The organism is Rhizobium sp. RAF56 (assembly GCF_052113965.1).
Lineage (GTDB): Bacteria > Pseudomonadota > Alphaproteobacteria > Rhizobiales > Rhizobiaceae > Rhizobium.
Genome location: NZ_JBFRDU010000017.1, coordinates 43,108 through 59,801, shown reverse-complemented (window position 1 = coordinate 59,801; position 16,694 = coordinate 43,108). Strand labels below are relative to the sequence as shown.

Annotated in this window: 17 protein-coding genes and 1 pseudogene; 2 read left to right on the top strand and 16 right to left on the bottom strand. The window is 60.8% G+C overall.

The genetic code is table 11. The annotated features are described in order from the left end of the window. Nucleotides 1-248: 248 nt before the first annotated feature. From AB4048_RS16125 to msuE, 14 genes are all read right to left on the bottom strand, one after another. The gene (locus tag AB4048_RS16125) at nt 249-845 is read right to left on the bottom strand and encodes a 2-hydroxychromene-2-carboxylate isomerase (RefSeq protein WP_442202983.1); all 597 of its coding nucleotides are present in this window, start codon (nt 843-845) and stop codon (nt 249-251) included. A gap of 41 nt (nt 846-886) precedes the next feature. Further along, the gene (locus tag AB4048_RS16120; protein WP_442202982.1) at nt 887-1,843 is read right to left on the bottom strand and encodes a PLP-dependent cysteine synthase family protein; all 957 of its coding nucleotides are present in this window, start codon (nt 1,841-1,843) and stop codon (nt 887-889) included. Then, entirely contained in the window at nt 1,827-2,921 is a 1,095-nt protein-coding gene (locus AB4048_RS16115; RefSeq protein ID WP_442202981.1) for an LLM class flavin-dependent oxidoreductase, read from the bottom strand. Before AB4048_RS16115 ends, AB4048_RS16120 begins: the two co-directional genes overlap by 17 nt. 105 nt (nt 2,922-3,026) lie before the next feature. Continuing rightward, entirely contained in the window at nt 3,027-3,968 is a 942-nt protein-coding gene (locus AB4048_RS16110) for an ABC transporter substrate-binding protein (protein ID WP_442202980.1), read from the bottom strand. Between the two features lie 89 nt (nt 3,969-4,057). Further along, complete coding sequence (locus AB4048_RS16105) at nt 4,058-5,836, bottom strand: amino acid ABC transporter permease/ATP-binding protein (RefSeq protein ID WP_442202979.1); 1,779 nt, start codon at nt 5,834-5,836, stop codon at nt 4,058-4,060. 45 nt (nt 5,837-5,881) lie between these two features. Beyond that, on the bottom strand, nt 5,882-6,430 hold the full coding sequence (locus AB4048_RS16100) for a GNAT family N-acetyltransferase (protein ID WP_442202978.1): 549 nt from the start codon (nt 6,428-6,430) through the stop codon (nt 5,882-5,884). A gap of 8 nt (nt 6,431-6,438) precedes the next feature. Then, nucleotides 6,439-7,638, bottom strand: coding sequence for a M20 aminoacylase family protein (locus AB4048_RS16095; RefSeq protein WP_442202977.1), 1,200 nt, complete (start codon nt 7,636-7,638; stop codon nt 6,439-6,441). 17 nt (nt 7,639-7,655) lie between these two features. Further along, nucleotides 7,656-9,005: an LLM class flavin-dependent oxidoreductase gene (locus AB4048_RS16090; protein ID WP_442202976.1), complete on the bottom strand. Its 1,350-nt coding sequence runs from the start codon at nt 9,003-9,005 to the stop codon at nt 7,656-7,658. 21 nt (nt 9,006-9,026) lie between these two features. Further along, nucleotides 9,027-10,019 carry an MsnO8 family LLM class oxidoreductase gene (locus tag AB4048_RS16085; protein WP_442202975.1) on the bottom strand — a complete coding sequence of 331 codons (993 nt, stop codon included), beginning with the start codon at nt 10,017-10,019 and terminating at the stop codon, nt 9,027-9,029. A 228-nt stretch (nt 10,020-10,247) separates the two neighbouring features. Then, nucleotides 10,248-10,958: a gamma-glutamylcyclotransferase gene (locus tag AB4048_RS16080; RefSeq protein ID WP_442203044.1), complete on the bottom strand. Its 711-nt coding sequence runs from the start codon at nt 10,956-10,958 to the stop codon at nt 10,248-10,250. 63 nt (nt 10,959-11,021) lie between these two features. Beyond that, complete coding sequence (locus AB4048_RS16075) at nt 11,022-11,165, bottom strand: hypothetical protein (protein WP_442202974.1); 144 nt, start codon at nt 11,163-11,165, stop codon at nt 11,022-11,024. A gap of 13 nt (nt 11,166-11,178) precedes the next feature. Beyond that, complete coding sequence (locus AB4048_RS16070) at nt 11,179-11,367, bottom strand: hypothetical protein (RefSeq protein WP_442202973.1); 189 nt, start codon at nt 11,365-11,367, stop codon at nt 11,179-11,181. Nucleotides 11,368-11,600: 233 nt separating this feature from the next. Then, the gene (locus AB4048_RS16065; protein ID WP_442203043.1) at nt 11,601-12,191 is read right to left on the bottom strand and encodes an RBBP9/YdeN family alpha/beta hydrolase; all 591 of its coding nucleotides are present in this window, start codon (nt 12,189-12,191) and stop codon (nt 11,601-11,603) included. Between the two features lie 64 nt (nt 12,192-12,255). Continuing rightward, complete coding sequence (gene msuE, locus AB4048_RS16060) at nt 12,256-12,813, bottom strand: FMN reductase (RefSeq protein WP_442202972.1); 558 nt, start codon at nt 12,811-12,813, stop codon at nt 12,256-12,258. 135 nt (nt 12,814-12,948) lie between these two features. Between msuE and AB4048_RS16055 the strand changes: the two are divergent. Continuing rightward, nucleotides 12,949-13,236, top strand: a pseudogene (locus AB4048_RS16055) (DDE-type integrase/transposase/recombinase); the annotation flags it as partial. A gap of 30 nt (nt 13,237-13,266) precedes the next feature. Next, on the top strand, nt 13,267-14,064 hold the full coding sequence (locus AB4048_RS16050) for a lytic murein transglycosylase (RefSeq protein ID WP_442202971.1): 798 nt from the start codon (nt 13,267-13,269) through the stop codon (nt 14,062-14,064). A 37-nt stretch (nt 14,065-14,101) separates the two neighbouring features. Here the strand turns inward: AB4048_RS16050 and AB4048_RS16045 are convergent, their stop codons facing one another. After that, nucleotides 14,102-15,634 carry an FAD-dependent oxidoreductase gene (locus AB4048_RS16045; protein WP_442202970.1) on the bottom strand — a complete coding sequence of 511 codons (1,533 nt, stop codon included), beginning with the start codon at nt 15,632-15,634 and terminating at the stop codon, nt 14,102-14,104. Between the two features lie 299 nt (nt 15,635-15,933). After that, nucleotides 15,934-16,566, bottom strand: coding sequence for a GTP cyclohydrolase I FolE (gene folE, locus AB4048_RS16040; RefSeq protein WP_442202969.1), 633 nt, complete (start codon nt 16,564-16,566; stop codon nt 15,934-15,936). Nucleotides 16,567-16,694 lie beyond the last annotated feature (128 nt).

The window sequence follows — 16,694 nt, the reverse complement described above, 5'->3', positions numbered from 1 at the left end:
CTCGGCAGCTTTATTCCCTACTAAAGTTATAGAATACCCTCTCGAAGGCAAGGCACTTTTTTTTCTAACTGTTGCTAGCCTGTGGGCGCAGACACGAACGGCGGCACATCGCACATTGCGCCGATCCCGCGTTCGCCCCCGTCTAGGCGGCTATCGCGCCCGCGCGAATTGTCTTCGGCCCGAGCGTCCTGGAGGCGTCTTGGTTGTCGATCGGCCCTGCATTTCGAGACGGGGTCGTTGATCCGGCGCTACGGTCTGTCGCCGCGAAGATGGCGCTCGAGGAAAGGCAGATTATCCTGCCCCCAATAAACCTCGCCGTCGTAGACATAAGTGGGAAATCCGAAAACGCCGCTTTCACGCGCATGGACGCGGTCCGCGGACCATTTGCTTTGAACGTCTTCGTCGGCCTGCCGCCTCAGAAGCGCCGCGCCATCGAAACCCGCGGCGTTGACGATCGCACTACGTACCTCGGGCTTCCCGATGTCCTCTCCTTCACTCCAGAAGGCGTGCTGAAGGACGCGAGTGACGCCGATCCAGTCCTGATTGTCGAGATAGGCCGCAATCGAGAAGAGCGACGCCGGCGTCGGATCGCTGAGCGCAGGGCGATTGTCGAGCAGGAGTTCCTTGCCCCGCACGCGCGCCCAGCGTTTGAGATCCCGGGTCCAGTAGGCGCGGCGAATTTCCGGACGGTTGCGCGAGAAGATACCGCCGTTCTCTTCGACGACCGTCGTCAGGTAAGGCTTGATGACAACATCATTGTTCGCCGCGAGTTCGGCAAAGGCGTCGAGGCCGATATACGACCAGGGCGAACCGATCGAAAAGAAGTATTCTACCAGTTTTGTCACAGACGAAGATCCCCTTGAGATGGTTACGATCGATGGTGCTATCACGTTTGCCCTGTCGGCGCCGTCAGATAACGCTCGCCCGTATCCGGCAGAACGGCAACGATAACCTTGCCGGCGTTCTCCGGTCGGCCAGCAAGCGCGGTCGCAGCCCAAAGTACCGCACCCGATGACGTGCCTGCGAATATCCCCTCCTCCCGCACCAACGCCTCCGCCGTTTTCCGTGCCTCGGCGGTGTTGAGGGCAATCACCTCATCGGCGATTGTCGTATCGAAGTTTCGCGGCAGTTGCTCGGGCGCGACATCGGTGACCTTATGAACTCCGTCGATCTCGTCCGGGTAGGGTTTTTCCTCGGTCGGCAGGGATTCCGCCGCCGGCTCGGCGATCACCACCTTGAGACCGGCCTTCTGCGATTTCAGAAACCGGCCGGCACCCGATATCGTCCCACCCGTTCCGACCGCCCCTACGAATATATCGATCGCGCCATCGGTGTCGCGCCAGATCTCCGGACCCGTGGTTTCGAAATGGGTCCGCGGATTTGCCGGGTTGGCGAGCTGATCGGTGAAAAAGGCAGTCGGGTTTTCCTGTTGGACGCGGGCCGTTATTTTTTCCAGCGCCTCCGGATCGAGGAAGAACTCGTTCTTCACCTTGACGACCTCAGCGCCGTAAAGACTGAGAAGTTTGATCTTGTCCTGGCTGATATTGTCGCTGAGGTAGAATTTCGTGCGATAGCCCCTGGCGGCGGCAACCGCCGCGAGCCCGATGCCGGTGTTGCCGCTCGTGACATCGACCAGCAGATCGCCGCGTCGGATCTTTCCGTCCTCCTCGGCGCGCTTGATGATGCCCCAGGCGATGCGGTCCTTGATGCTGCCGGCTGGGTTGAAATATTCAATCTTGGCGAGGATGCGAGCGTTGAGGTTCCTGTTTCTTCTGTAGTTATGGAGTTCGAGAAGCGGCGTGTTGCCGATCAGCTCCGAAAGGCTGTCATATATTCTGGCCACTGTGGCGCTCCTGCTCTTCAATACCATGAAACCTCGGCTGAAAGCCCGCCAACGACGTCGCGGACGGCAGGCTCCATCCCAATTCCGGGGCAATCTTGGTCACGAAATCGTGGATGATCTGGCGATACTCCTCGTCCTCGAACTCATAGGGAAGCTCCAGGCGCAACTCGCTGACATCAGGAAGAATCGGATCCGCGAAGAGCTGCTCCAGAATATCGTCCGAGGTGCCGACGATATCTCGGGCAAAGAGAGTGCGGCGCTCGCCTTGCGGCGAGAGCGTGCGCTCATGGCGACCGGCAGCGTATTCGGCATAGCGTTTACGGGTAGTCGCGTCGGCGCTGTCGAACGGCACGATGACGCGACCAAGTGCCACCCGCCGCTCCGCCCCGCCGCTTTGACGATAGGTCTCAAGCTGGCGGGATTGCGCGATGAAGAAATCGTCAGTCCCCTCGCCCGTCGTAACGTTTCCGATCAAGAGATTGAAGCCGTTGCGTCCTGCCCATCCGGCGGAACGCAACGAGCCGCCGCCATACCAGATGCGATCGATCAGGCCCTTCGCGTAGGGCTGCAGACGCGGGCGCCGGGGCCCGAACGGCGTCTTGATGAAGGTGTCCTCGTCACCGAGAAAGGTGCCGCGGAGATTGTCGGCAAAACGAAGCACGCGCTCGTGCGAGAAGTCGAGCGCCTCCCAATCGCCGTCGAAGGCGAGCGGGCCGATCAGATCGGCATGCAGCGGACGGCCGGCACTCAAGCCCACATTCAATCGGCCGCGCGACAGCACATCGACCGTCGAAAGGTCTTCCGCCAGCCGATAAGGGCTTTCGTAGCCGATAGGAATGACGGCGGTGCCGAGTTGAATGCGGCTTGTTCGTTGGGTTGCGGCTGCGAGAAAGGCAGTCGCCGACGAGATGCCCGGCTCCAGATGCCGCTGCCGCGCCCAGGCACTGTTGAAGCCGAGCTGCTCGCCATAGGCCAGCAGCCGCAGCGTCTTTTCCAGCCCGGAAAGCGGATCATCGGCTGAATAATTGCCGGGTGTAAGGAAGCCGATATGGCCGATGGCAACGGGTCTGCCGCTCATTGTCTCACCACCTTCAATATTTCGGGAGGCCGGGCGGATTGGTCTCCGACTTCGGCAGGAAAACGGGCCGGCGGCACGGTGGCGCGCCGACCCCGTCGACGTCAGCTACGAGCCGCTCTTCGGCAGACCGGCCGGGTTGGTCTTTGCCTGGTCGACGGCCTCTGCCTCGACGCTCCAGCGCTTCAGAACCTCACCATACTTGCCGCTCTTGATAAGATCATTGAGAGCGACGGTGATCGCATCGGCAAGGCCGGCACCCTTCTTCGTGGTTACGGCGATATCGGCCGTCAGCGGCCAGCCGCCGGAAACGACGCCGACGAGCTTGGTGTTGCCCTTGATCGAAGCACTGTAGGCCTGCGTCGCATTCGGATTGAACTCGACATCCGCGCGGCCGGACTGCAACGCCAGATCGCTCGCCGCGCGGTCATCGTAATATTGCACCTCGATCGGCTTCAGTCCGGCGGCAACGTTCTGGCGATCCCATTCCAGAATGATCTTTTCCTGATTGGTGCCAGCGCCGGTGATGACCTTCAGGCCGGCCACGTCCTTTGGTTCCTTGATCGAGGCAATCTTGCTGTCGGACTTGACGTAGAAGCCGAGTACGTCCCTGCGATAGGTGGAGAAATCGAACTTCTCCTTGCGTTCCTCGGTGACGGTCACGTTGCTGATGACGGCATCATACTTGCCGGAGGAAACGCCGAGCGGCCAGTCGGCCCATGCGACGGAGACGAGGTTCAGTTCGAGACCGAAGGAATCGGCCAGCAACTGAGCAAGATCCGGATCAGCGCCCACCACGGTCGCCGTGTCGGTGGCATAGGTGGCGATCGGCGGATCCCACGCGTTAACTGCTACGGTGAGCTTGCCGGGCGTTACGAATTTGAAGTTCGGCGAGACCGCCTTGATGGCCGTCTCATCCTTTTCGGCGCGCACCCGGTTGGACGTGTCGGGGCTAAGGTTGAATTTCTCAGCCGCCTGGGCAGCGTTGAAGCTTAGCAACGCGAGCACCGCGCCTGCCACCATAAGTTTTGTTTCAGAGTAAAATGTCATTATTCTCTCTCCTTTTCAGCCTCTGGTTGTGGTCGTATTCAGTCCCATCCATCCGCACATCGCGGCTGGCTTTCCGTGTAAGCTTGTCGTTAGAGAACCTTGGCCAGGAATTCGCGTGTTCGCGGGTGCCTTGCCTCGTTGAAAATGAGCGCGGGCGCCCCGATCTCCAGAATGTGGCCGCCCTCCATGAAGACGACGGTATCGGCAACTTCGCGGGCAAATCCGATCTCGTGCGTGACGATCACCAGCGTCGTACCGGTGCGCGCCAGATCCTTGATGACGTCGAGAACCTCGCCGACCAATTCAGGATCGAGCGCCGAGGTCGGCTCGTCGAAAAGCAGGACCTTGGGGCGAAGCGCCAGCGCGCGCGCAATCGCCACGCGCTGCTGCTGGCCGCCCGAGAGCTGGCGCGGATAAGCGTTGATCTTGTCGCTAAGCCCGACGCGCGCCAGCAATTCCTGGCTGAGCCGCACGGCCTCGTCGCGGTTTGTTCCGCGCACCTGGATCGGCGCCTCAATGAGATTTTCGAGCACAGTCAGATGCGGGAAGAGATTGAAGTTCTGAAAAACCATGCCGATATCGGCGCGGCGTTTCAGAACATCTTTCTCCTTCAGTTCAAAGAGCGTGTCGCCCTTCTGCGCATAGCCGACGAATTCGCCGTCGACGGAGATAAAACCGCTATCGACCCGTTCCAGATGATTGATGGTGCGCAGCAGCGTCGACTTGCCGGAACCTGAGGGGCCGAGTATGGCGGTGACGCTGCCCGCCGGTAGGTTGAGCTCGACATTGTCCAGCACCTTCAGTGCGCCGAAGCTTTTCGATATCCCGTGGATGCGCACCGCACCGCCGCTCCTGAACACCGCAGCGTCGCGAAAGCCGTGCTTAAACGCAATATCGGCGGCGACCGGCTCGACCGCGGGCAGCGGACGGCGAAAACCATCGAAGAATGCCTGGAAGGGCAACGGCTTCGGATTGCGTAACGCACCCTTGGAGAAATAGCGCTCGATATAGTGCTGCGCGATCGACAGCACCGTCATGATGACCAGATACCAGACGGTCGCCACCATGAGCAGCGGAATGACCTCCAGGTTGCGGCGATAGATGACCTGGACGGTGTAGAAGAGTTCCGGCAGCGCCAGCACATAGACCATAGAGGTACTCTTGGCCAAGCCGATCAGGTCATTGAAACCGGTTGGCAGGATCGAACGCATGGCCTGCGGAAGCACGATACGAAACACCTGCCGGTGTCGCGGCAGACCGAGGGCGGCCGCTGCCTCGTGCTGACCGTGATCGACGGACAGGATGCCGCCGCGCACGATCTCCGCGAAGAAGGCGGATTGATTGAGCGTGAGACCGAGGAAGGCGGCGGCAAATGGCGTCAGCAGCTGCACGGTCGGATAGTTCAGGAAGACCCTGTCCGTGAAGGGGATGCCGATGGTGATCGTCTCGTAGAGATAGCCGAGATTGTTGAGAACCAGTAGCAGCACGATGACGGGAATGGAGCGCAGCAGCCAAATGTAGCCCCAGGAGAGACCCGCGAGCAGCGGCGACTTCGAGACGCGCGCCAGCGCCAGCGCGGTTCCGAAAATCGAACCTGAGATCGCGGCAAGCGCGGTCAAAAGCAGCGTCCTGCCGAGACCGACGAGCACCGGCTCAGCGAAGAACCATTCGGCAAAGACGCCCCAACCCCAGCGCGGGTTGGTGAAAGTGGAGTAGAGCACGGCGGCGATGACGACGGCGGCGAATATGGTGCCGGCCGTCCGGCCGGGATGGCGCGCCGGCACGATGCGATAGCGGGAATAGTCCTGCCTTGCCTCGCCGGATCTTGTGCCGGGCTCAATTCCCACGAAATCGGTCGTCAATGCCATGCTGCTTCCCCTTGTGAATTCATCGGCCGATGCCTGCCGTCTTCCTCAGACATTTCCCCCTGCAAACCGCAGGCGCGGCTGTTCCGCCTCCTCGTCGATTGCCGGCAGGAGGTGACGGATGTCCTTCTCGAACGGCAGGATCCTGTGGGTTTCAGGATCGACGGTCCTGTCGAAAAGTGCCGTGTAGCCGTAGTTCAAATAGAGGCCGACGGCCTCCGGCTGGCGAAAGCCGGTGGTCAGGAAAATGCGCTCGTAACCCTGTCGCGCCGCCTGGGCCTCCAGTTCGACCAGCACGTGTCGCGCCAATCCCCGTCGGCGCAGGTCCGAGCGGGTCCAGATGCGTTTGAACTCGGCTGTTCGATCGTCGTAGGCCTTGAACGCGCCACCGCCGACGGTTTCGCCGTCGCGGATAAGCAGCAGGAAATTGCCGCTGGGCGGGGCGAAGGCCTCGGGCGGATAGCGATTCAATTCGGCGGCCGCGCCTTCGGCGTTAAAATACGACCCGTAGCGGCTGTCATACTCATGGATAAGTTCGTCGATCAGCGGCTTTGCGAGCGGATCGAGGGGTGTCGTATAGAGGAACGTATCGCTCATATGGTTCGTCACCTGTTGTCATCAGTGAGGAAGGATTCGACGAGACGCACCCAGTAGCGCGCGGCGGGCGCTATGATCGCGTCGTTGAAATTGTAGTGGGCGCTGTGCAGCGGGGCGCTGTCGCCATTGCCGACGAACAGATAGCTGCCGGGATTCGCCTGCAGCATGAAGGCAAAATCCTCGCTCGCCGTTCGCGGTCGAAAATCCTTCTCGACCGCGGCAGCACCGAGCGCGTCGACGGCGACTTTGCAAGCGAAGGCCGTTTCGTCGGCGTGATTTATCAGCGCCGGGAATCCAAGCCGATAGTTCACGTCCGCGACGGCGCCGAAACTTTCCGCCTGCGCCCGCGCCAGCGCCGGAATGCGATCCTCGAGCTGTCGACGCACGCCTTCATTGAATGCGCGCATCGTCAGCTTCAGCTCGACGCTTTCCGGTATGACATTCGAGGCGGAGCCCGCATGGATGGAGCCGACCGTGACCACGGCCATGTCCTGCGGATCGACATTGCGGGAGACCACGCTTTGCAGCGCCGTGATGAAAGATGCCGAAGCAAGAACGGGATCGACGGCGCGATGTGGCTCTGCTCCGTGACCACCCTTGCCGATGATCTTGATCACCGCCTGATCGACTGAAGCCATGGCGGCGCCGGCAACGAAGCCGAACTGTCCCGCCGGAACGCCCGGCCAATTGTGCAGCCCGAAGACCGCATCGACGGGGAACTGGTCGAAGAGGCCCTCTGAAATCATCTTGCGGGCGCCAGCGCCGATTTCTTCCGCCGGCTGGAAAATCAGCCGCAGCGTGCCGTTGAAATTGCTGCTTTCTGCCAGATAGCGCGCAGCCGCGAGCAGGATCGAGGTATGCCCGTCGTGACCGCAGGCATGCATGACGCCCGGATTGTTGCTGGCATAGTCGAGTTCGTTTGCCTCCTCGACGGGCAGCGCGTCCATGTCGGCGCGGATGCCCACCCGCTTGACCCCATTTCCGCGCCTGAGGGTGGCGACGATGCCGGTTCCGGCAATGCCCGTCGCCACCTCATAGCCCCAGGAGGCAAGGTGCGATGCCACAAGTTTGCTGGTCCGGCGCTCCTGAAAGGCAAGCTCCGGATACTGATGGAGGTCTTGCCGGAATGCGATGATCTCGTCGAGGTAGGCGGCAATACCCCGCTCGACCGGATCGTTGCTATGTGGCGCGTTTATCATGACGTTCATGGCCGTTCAGACAGCACTCAGGCGCCGACTGCCTTTCCATGTTCATGACCGCTGTCGCCGGCCGTATGGCGGCTTTCACGGAAGGGCAGCCCAAGATGATCCCGCAGCGTTTCACCATTGAGCACCGGGTCGAAATAGCCGCGCTTTTCGAGGATCGGCAGGACATCGCTGGCAAAGTCCTCGAAGCCTTCGGCGATCACCGGGAAGCCGAGGATGAAGCCGTCAGCGGCCCCGCCATCCACCCAGCGGATGATCTCGTCGGCGATATGATCCGGCGTGCCGATAAAGGCAGTCCTCGGCGTAGCGACGTCGAGCGCGATTTGACGAAGCGTCAGGCCCTTGTCGCGCGCCGTGGCCTTGATGCGGTCGGTGGTCGCTCGGAAGTTGTTGCGGCCGATATCGCCGATATCAGGGAAAGCCTCGTCGAGCGGATAGACGCTGAAATCGTGGTGGTCGAAGAAGCGGCCGAGATAGAGCAGCGCTTCCTCTACCGTGACCAGCTCTCGGATCGCCTGATACTTTGCTTCAGCTTCCTGCGCGGTCGCGCCGACGATCGGGCCGATACCGGGATAGATGCCTACTTCGGCGGTTGAGCGCCCGTGCGCGATCACGCTGTCTTTCAGCTGCCGGTAGAAGGCCCGTGCCTCCTCGAACGGACCGCCGTTCGTGAAGACGGCATCGGCGTGCTTGCCGGCAAGGCGGATGCCAGAATCGGAGGCGCCCGCCTGGAAGACCACCGGCTGCCCCTGCTTCGAGCGGCCGATGTTCAGCGGCCCCTCGATGCGGAAGAAACGGCCCTTGTGGTTCAGGCGATGCATTTTCGCCTTGTCGACAAAGACGCCCGTCTCGCGGTTGCGGACGAAAGCGTCGTCATCCCAGGAATCCCAGAGGCCCTTGACGGCATCGATATACTCCTCGGCGATTTCGTAGCGCAGCTCATGTTCGGGATGTTCGCGGCTGTAGTTGCGCCCGGATCCCTCGAGCGGCGACGTAACCGCGTTCCATCCGGCCCGACCGCCGCTGATGAGGTCTATCGAGGCGAACTGGCGGGCAACCGTGAACGGGTCGCTATAGGAAGTGGAGACTGTGCCGACGAGGCCGATCTTTGAGGTGGAAGCCGCAAGCGCCGACAGCACCGTCAGGGGCTCGAAGCGGTTGAGAAAATGCGGGATCGACTGCTCGTTGATGTAGAGACCGTCGGCGACGAAGGCAAAAGCGATGCCGGCCTCCTCGGCCTTTCGGGCAGTCTCGACGAAGAAGTCGAAGTTGACGCTCGCATCGGCAGGGCCGCTTGGATGCTTCCAGGCGTTCATATGCCCGCCAGGCCCTTGCAGCATGATGCCGAAGGTAACGTGTCTTTGTGCCATGGGATCAATCCTTAAAAACGATCAGGCGACGAGGGAAAGCCGCTCGTTGGCGAGCAGTTCGATGGAGGAGAGGCGTTCAGCCGCTGACAGCGCCGGAGTGTCGAGCACGAACTCTTTGACGCCGTAGCGGCGATGCAACTCGTCGAGCTCCTTGCGGATCTCGGTCGCTGTGCCATGCAGGACGTTCGGCACCTTCTCCTCGGTGCGGTAGTCGGTGACACCAGCTTGACGGGCGAATTCGGCAGCCTGTTCCTCGCTGCCGACATTGACGCTCTGGCCGTTGGGCAGGAACACCTTGACGATGCGCAGATCGCCCACACGCTCGCGGGCCAGTTCCTCGCTCTCGGCGGCGAAGGCCGCGAGCGCCAAAATCGGGCTCTTGCCGCCGGAGGCGTGCTCATAGGCCTCGAATGTCTTGCGCAGGTTCTCCGGATCGCCGTTGAGATGGCCGGCGAAAACAAGCTCCCAACCCTTCTCCGCCGCAAGCTTGGCGCTCTCGACGCTGGCGCCAAGCAGGAAGCGCTGAGGTGCGGAGGGCGGAAAGGGCGTCGCTTTTGCGCCTTCGTGGTTGGGATCGGCTGCAAGGTAGGTGTTTATGTCTGACAATTGGTCCGCGAAATCCGGCTTCCTCGCCGGATCCACCGCCGCCTGCAAGGCGCGCGTCGAGAGTGGAAAGCCGCCTGGCGCCTTGCCGACACCGAGATCGACGCGCCCAGGTGCTAGGGAGGCGAGAAGATTGAAGGTTTCGGCGACCTTGTACGCGCTGTAGTGCTGCAGCATGACGCCGCCCGAGCCAATGCGGATCTTCGAGGTTCTGGCGAGCAGGTAGGCGATCAGCGCCTCCGGTGCGGAACTCGCCAGATTTGCCATGTCATGGTGTTCGGCGACCCAGAATCGGTGATAACCGAGCTCTTCCGCTCTCACCGCCAGCCGCGTCGTCGTCTGTAGCGCGGCAGCGGCATCCTTCCCGTTTTCGATGGGACTCTTGTCAAGGAGACTGAGGAGGTAGGGCATAACGCTTCATTCCGTCTATATGTAATTCGATATAATCTATAAAATCAGTAGACAAAGCGCTTTATAAGAAATGCCATTCTCATTCGAAGAGGTTGCGGGAAAAAAGCTGCCAGAGGCTGGCCGCGGAATTTACCTTCCTCCGGGACCTTTCCGGAGAGTGCCGCGCATCCGGCAACGCGCGGAGGCGCCTGCTCGGGGCAAAGGTAAAGTTCGCACGCAGTACGATCGTCAGGCGGGACTTTCGTCCAGGCCATGGATCGCCTTAAGTTCGCAGGCGACCAACTTCTGCAGTTGCCACAAATTGCGGTCGCGAATACCCCATTCCTCAAGATGCTTCACGGTGAGGTAAAGATACTCGGCGCAAGACCCCATGTGGCCGCAGGCTCTTGCAAGCACACCCGCCACGGCTTCCAAGGGCAGCTTCCGCAACACGCGCTCACCCCTTGGCCCAGCCCAGAAGACCAGCGCCCGCACCCTGCCCTGCATGGTCTGGATCGAGACCCAGCGAACAGTGGACGCATCCTGCAAGGTGCCGACCTCACGCCGGACCATGCGACGAATCTGGCCCAGGCGGTCATCACCGCTGAGCCTGAAGGCGACGCCATTGCAGCGCCCGCCCCGGTCAAGCGCCATCATCAATCCCGGCTGCGTCCGCGAACCGCGCCAGCTGGTCATCTCCAGACAAAAGGAACGGTGCCAGCCGGTCGCGGTGCCATGGCGAGCTTCGACGGCATCGAAATCCGGCTTCCATATCAATGAACCATACGCGAAGACCCAAAGCGGCTGATCCCCGCATTCGGCAAGAAGACGATGGGACAAAGTCTCCACATCACTGTCCTGGAGAGGTGCTCGATGTGGATCCGGCCCCGGATCAACCTCGGGCCTAAGGCTGCGCGAAACCAGATCCTCCGTCAGAGACATCCTTGAATTGCCGTGCATTGGAAACGATCTCACCGCCTCTCCTTTAGTTCCACCGCAGAACGGCAAACGCGACGGCTTCCATCAGAATACGCCGATCAGGAGAGCAAGGATGAAGGTGAAGGATGAGACGATCGATCCCAGTTCCAGGCAATATGTGACTTTCGAATGGATGTTCCTGGAGCGGAATCCCGGGCTCGGCTGACGAATGTCGAAGGTGAGTGCCATCCTGCAGATCTCCTCAGTACCACTGGCCCGCACCGGAGCCCCAATGATAGCGCTCATAGTCGAGCAAGGAGTCCTCGGCCTCCCCACGCGGCGAAGTCTTTGATCCCTCGCCGGAGTTCCTGTTGGAGAACTCTTTATCAAGCGGTGGCGAAAGGAGCCGATCAAAACGCTCTTTCAAATCACGGATGAAATTCGGCGTCATGCGATCCTCCGTTTACTCTGAAGCTGCTTTCCCTCGCTCTGTCGTCCAACAAGCGGGGACCGAGTCGTGGTAAGGATGGCAGTGCCATCCCTCTCCTTCCGGCAAAAGAAGAAGCATGGTTCATATATTGTCTATAAAATTACTGTATTAAAGAAATAGGCGTCTCCCTTCACGGTGAACAGAGGAAAATCCATCTACGGTCGGTATAGGGAGAGCGTCGAACCTCAGCTGCGCTAGTTGACGCGCAACAAATCAGGGCTCTTTCGTTGCGGCACGTCATCGAGGCGATGCGTCCTTGCTTTCAGCTTCTCGAAGGTGCGGTAGCCGCCTAGCCACCTGCCATAACCACTCGCGACATTGATGTGTCCGCCCAAACCGACATTGCGCAATTCGCTGCCCCAAATGCGGGCGAAAAACGTCAAGCGATCGAGCGGCATATATAAGTCGTTCAAGCTTCCGACGACCACGCTCGGGAACGGCAATCTAGCAGTCGGCATGGCTCCGAACCTTATGCGGCCTGGGTGCAACCTCTCGGTTACCGGCAAATCGCAGGGAGCAACAAGCAACGCGCCCTTTACCCGCGCCGCCGCCGGCCGGCCGGCGAGGTTTGCGATCAGCAGGCAGCCGAGACTGTGGGCAACGATGTAGGCCTCCTCGGCATCCTCGAGCTCGGCCTCCAGCTTCGCGCCCCAGGCACTCAGATCCGGATGATCCCAGTCATGCTGGGCAACGAGACGACTTTCGGGACGATCGTGCAACCAAACGCTCTGCCAGTGCGCCTCTTCTGAGCCAAAGAGGCCTGGCAGTATCAATACTGGCGTCATCATCAATCCTCATAAGATCGTGTTGGCGGATCCCGAAAGCGATGGCGACGGCCACGGACGCCGCTCATTCGGCTGCCTGTAGCGTCGCCTTTCTTGAGGGGACAAAGGTGGCCAGTTCGTCGACGACCGAGCCGATGCGCTCAGACAGAGCCTGCGAGGCGACCCGGTAGTCGACGAAATCACGGTCTGAGGCATAGACCGCCGTCGGCAAGGTGTGCGCCATGAAGAACCCAAACAGCGGCCGCAGTTGGTGTTCGACGATCAAGGCGTGGCGATCTCCACCACCCGTGGCGGCGACGACGATCGGCTTGGAGCGCAGTTCGTTCGGCTCGATAAGATCGATAAGGTGTTTGAACAGGCCAGGATATGACCCTTTGTAGGTCGGCGACCCCACGACCAGGACATCCGCATTGACGATATCGTCGAGAACGGTCCGCGCTTGCTGGTCCAACTCGCTGCGCGACAGGGCCGTCCCCAGGGACGGGCCGACATCCTTGAGGTCGTAGACCTTCGTGGCGAGGCCGTAGCTTTCTGCGGCAAGCCCCGCAATATGCTCAACCAATGCGTAGGTCTTGGACGGACGGTTAAAACTACCGGCGATGCCCACCAAGCGTAGCGACATGTATATATCTCCTTCATTGCTGCATCAAATATTGTCTATAAAATTAGTGAACAAAAGAAATGACGTTCCGTTGTAAGCAGGGAACCGAGAAATTCAGTGCTCCCAGCATCGCAGGCGATCTGATCACCGCTTCGTTTGAGCTTCCGCGATGTCGAAGATCTGTTGGCAGAACGCGGGATCGTCATCTCCCATGAGACCGTCCGGCGCTGGGTAGCTATCTTGGACCAATGATCGGGGCAGGCCTGCGCAAACGTCGGCCTAAGTCGTGCGCTATCTGGCAACTAGACGAGTTTACCTCAGGATTGACGGGCGTATGGTGTATCCGTGGCGTAGCGTCGATGCTGAGGGTGCGGTCTTGGAAGTTCCAGTCCAGACCAGGGGGAACAAGGCGCCGCAATGAAGTTGCTACGCAAGCTGCTGAAGATTTGGTTGCGGGACGCCTAGGAGAGCGACATGGCACTCTTTGCTAAAGGACGGTTGATTGCTGCGGCGGGCGCCCTCGCCCTCTGCCTGCTAGCGTGCGTTGCTCAGGCGGCCTCATGCGGCAAAAGCGCGGCCGGGTTTGAACAATGGAAGGTAGGGTTTGCCGAGACTGCAAAGGCCGCCGGCGTCAAGGGGAAGGGTCTTGCAGCGCTTGCCGGTGCAAAATACGCCGTGGGCACCATCCAGGCCGACCGCTCCGTCAACAAGGCTTTCAGTGGCTCGGTCGACGACTTTATGAGACGACGCGGTGGGTCCGCGATCATTTCCAAGGGCCGTTCGCTAAAGACGGCGAACGCGGCACTCTTCGACAACATCGAGCGTAACTACGGCGTGCCCCCCGGGGTGCTGCTCGCCATCTGGGGTATGGAGACCGGCTTCGGCGCCTCCATGGGCAACCAGAACACTGTTTCGGCTATCGTCACGCTCGCCTACGATTGCCGCCGCCCGCAATTCTTCGCGCCGCATGCCATCGCGGCGCTCAAGCTGGTCGACAGCGGCGCGCTGAGTGCCGGCTCGGTCGGCGCCATGCACGGCGAAATCGGCCAGACCGGGTTCCTGCCCGGGAACGTCATGAGATACGGCGTCGGCAGCAGGAACATGCGCGACAAGAGTACCGCGCTGATGTCCACGGCCAACTTCCTCAGGGCGCACGGCTGGCAGGCCGGCGGGGGATACCAGGGCAACATGGGCGCCATCGCTGGCTGGAACTCCGCAAGTGTCTACCAGCAGGCGATCGCCCGCATCGGCGAGGCGATCGACGGCAGTTAGATTGGGGGCGTACCGGCCTGGAACGCCCGCTCCACCCCTATTGCGCCGCGTCCTGCTCCATGGCCACCTCGGCTCGAAGGCTTTCAATGTCGCGGAAAATCGAGGCGACGGCGAGCGCGCGGCCGCCACGATTGAAGCGGACAAGGCAGTCTTTGCTGGCAACGTCGCCCTCGATCACGACTTCGTCCCATGTCTCGGCATGGCCGACATAGTTGATCGGGACGTCATAGTGCTGGCTCCAGAAGAAAGGCACGGCCGTGAATTTCTCTTGCTGTCCCAAGAGGTTGAGCGCGGCCGTTTGACCCTGACGCTGAGCAACGACCCAATGTTCGACGCGGATATTCTGTCCGGTGTGAGGATCGGGCCAGCGCGCAATGTCGCCGGCAGCGAATATCCTGGGCGCACTGGTTTCGAGATATGCGTTCACCACGACACCGCGATCAACGGTAAGCCCGGCCTTTTCGGCAAGCTCGGTCCGCGGTCGCACACCAATTCCGACAATCACGAGATCCGCCTCGATCGTGCCGCCGCTCTTGAGCTTCACGTGGCTGCCGTCGATGGCGCTCGCAGTGTCCTCAAGATGGAAAATAACACCGTGTTCCGTGTGCAGAGCCTGCAAAAAGTCACCGATCTCAAGACCCAGGATGCGCTCCATGGGGCGCCGTTCAGGCGCCACGACGTGAACTTCGATCTCGCGCGTGCGCAGTGCTGCCGCAACCTCGAGCCCGATGAAACTCGCGCCGATGACGACAATACGGCGGGCGCTCTTGGCCGCCGCGATGATGGCGCGGCAATCGGCGAGCGATCGGAGTGTGTATACGTGCGGCTGGTCGGCACCCGGGATTGAAAGGCGCACCGGCTCGGAACCGGTCGCAAGCAGCAGCCGATCATAGGCCACCCTGCCGCCGTCGGCGATGACAGCTTCCCCGGCCCGTGTGTCGATTGCAGTCACGTTCGTCTTCAAGCGGAGATCGATGCCATTCTTGGCATAAAAGCTCTCCCCGCGCAGCGGCATCCAATCTTCGGGCGCGCTGCCGGCCAAGTAGTCCTTGGATAGGTTTGGCCGGTCGATCGGAGGGGCGTCCTCACTGCTGAGCATGACGATGCTGCCCTCGTAGCGCTCACGCCGCAGCTTTTCCGCTGCCGCAAATCCCGCGGCCCCGCCGCCGATGATTACGATTCTCTTGGGTAAGTCAGGTGTGGACGTGCGCCGCGTTGGCGCCGGCTGTTCGCGCTTGCTGCCCACGAAAATCTTTCCATCGCGCTGCTCGACCGTCCAGCTGGGCAGCGCGCTCAATGCCGGAGCGCGCAAGGCTTCGCCCGTGCGCAAGTCAAAGCAGGCGTGATGCCAGGGACAGCGCACGGTATCTCCAACAACGAGCCCGTCGACGAGCGGACCATGGTAATGCGTGCAATGCGTCCCGACCGCAAACAACTCCGTGGCGCCGCGAACCAGCAGGACCTGGTCTTTTCCGACATGGCCGACAAGCTTGCCGCCATCGGCAAGCTTGTCGAGCGCAACGCCCTCTGTAAGATCGGGGCCGACGGGCTTAGCTTGGTCCTGTGCCATTCTTTACCTCCTCGTATTTGCGTATCGTTGGAAGCGGTAGGTTCATCTCAGGTTAATACTTCGGTCGTGGCCAACGCGCAAAGCGGCCAAGCATGCAGCGCCCGAACCTGTCAAAGGCCATCGCAGCCATTTGATCTGAAGCGGATTGTGCTCACGGCCGGAACGAAGCTGTTTCTCTTCAGGCTATCGCATTGCGCTGTGAAGCACTCTCGGTTCGTCGTCCAAGTTCGCCATGAAGTTCCTCCATGACGAACTATCTAAGTGACGCGCTTGCAACGGCCACCCCAGCGGTCGAGAATTCAGGAGCCGCGAACCATGGTCAAGAACCTCGCCTGCTGAACAGCATCTTCAGAAAAGTCGCCGAGAAACACTATTGTCGATGTAATCGCGCCCTGCTTGCGCACACCTCGCATCGACATGCACAAGTGCTCCGCTTCGATGAGGACAGCGACCCCTTTTGGGGAGAGGTGGTCGGCGAGCGCTCCGGCTATCTGCGCCGTCATGGATTCCTGTGTCTGAAGGCGCCGGGCGAAGATATCCACGACCCTTGCGATTTTTGAAAGTCCTACCACCGCAGCGCCGGGACGGTAGGCGACGTGGGCTCTCCCGATGATTGGCGCCAGATGACACTCGCAGTGAGAATGGAACTGGATGTCCTTCACGAGCACAACGTCGGAATAGCCGGCGACTTCGGAAAAGGTGCGTGCGAGCTCGGTCGCGGGGTCCTGGTGATATCCGGCGAAAAGCTCTTCATAGGATCGAACGACCCGGGCTGGAGTATCGCGCAATCCTTCTCGATCCGGATCGTCACCAGCCCATTGCAGAAGAACGCGGATGGCCGCCTCTGCCTGTTCCCTTGTGACCTCGCTATACGCAGGGTCGTGTTGCGAACCTGGGTTTGTGCCGGAACCAGGTGATTGCAGATTATCCATAAGACGCCTGCTCGTGTTGGGACGGAACGGCAGTAGTAGTCCACCGCCCCGGCCTTGATTTCAGCCTTAAGGTCCGCCTCCCGCATGAAGGTCCGGGCGAGCGGCTGCAAGCTGCCGCAGCATCCATG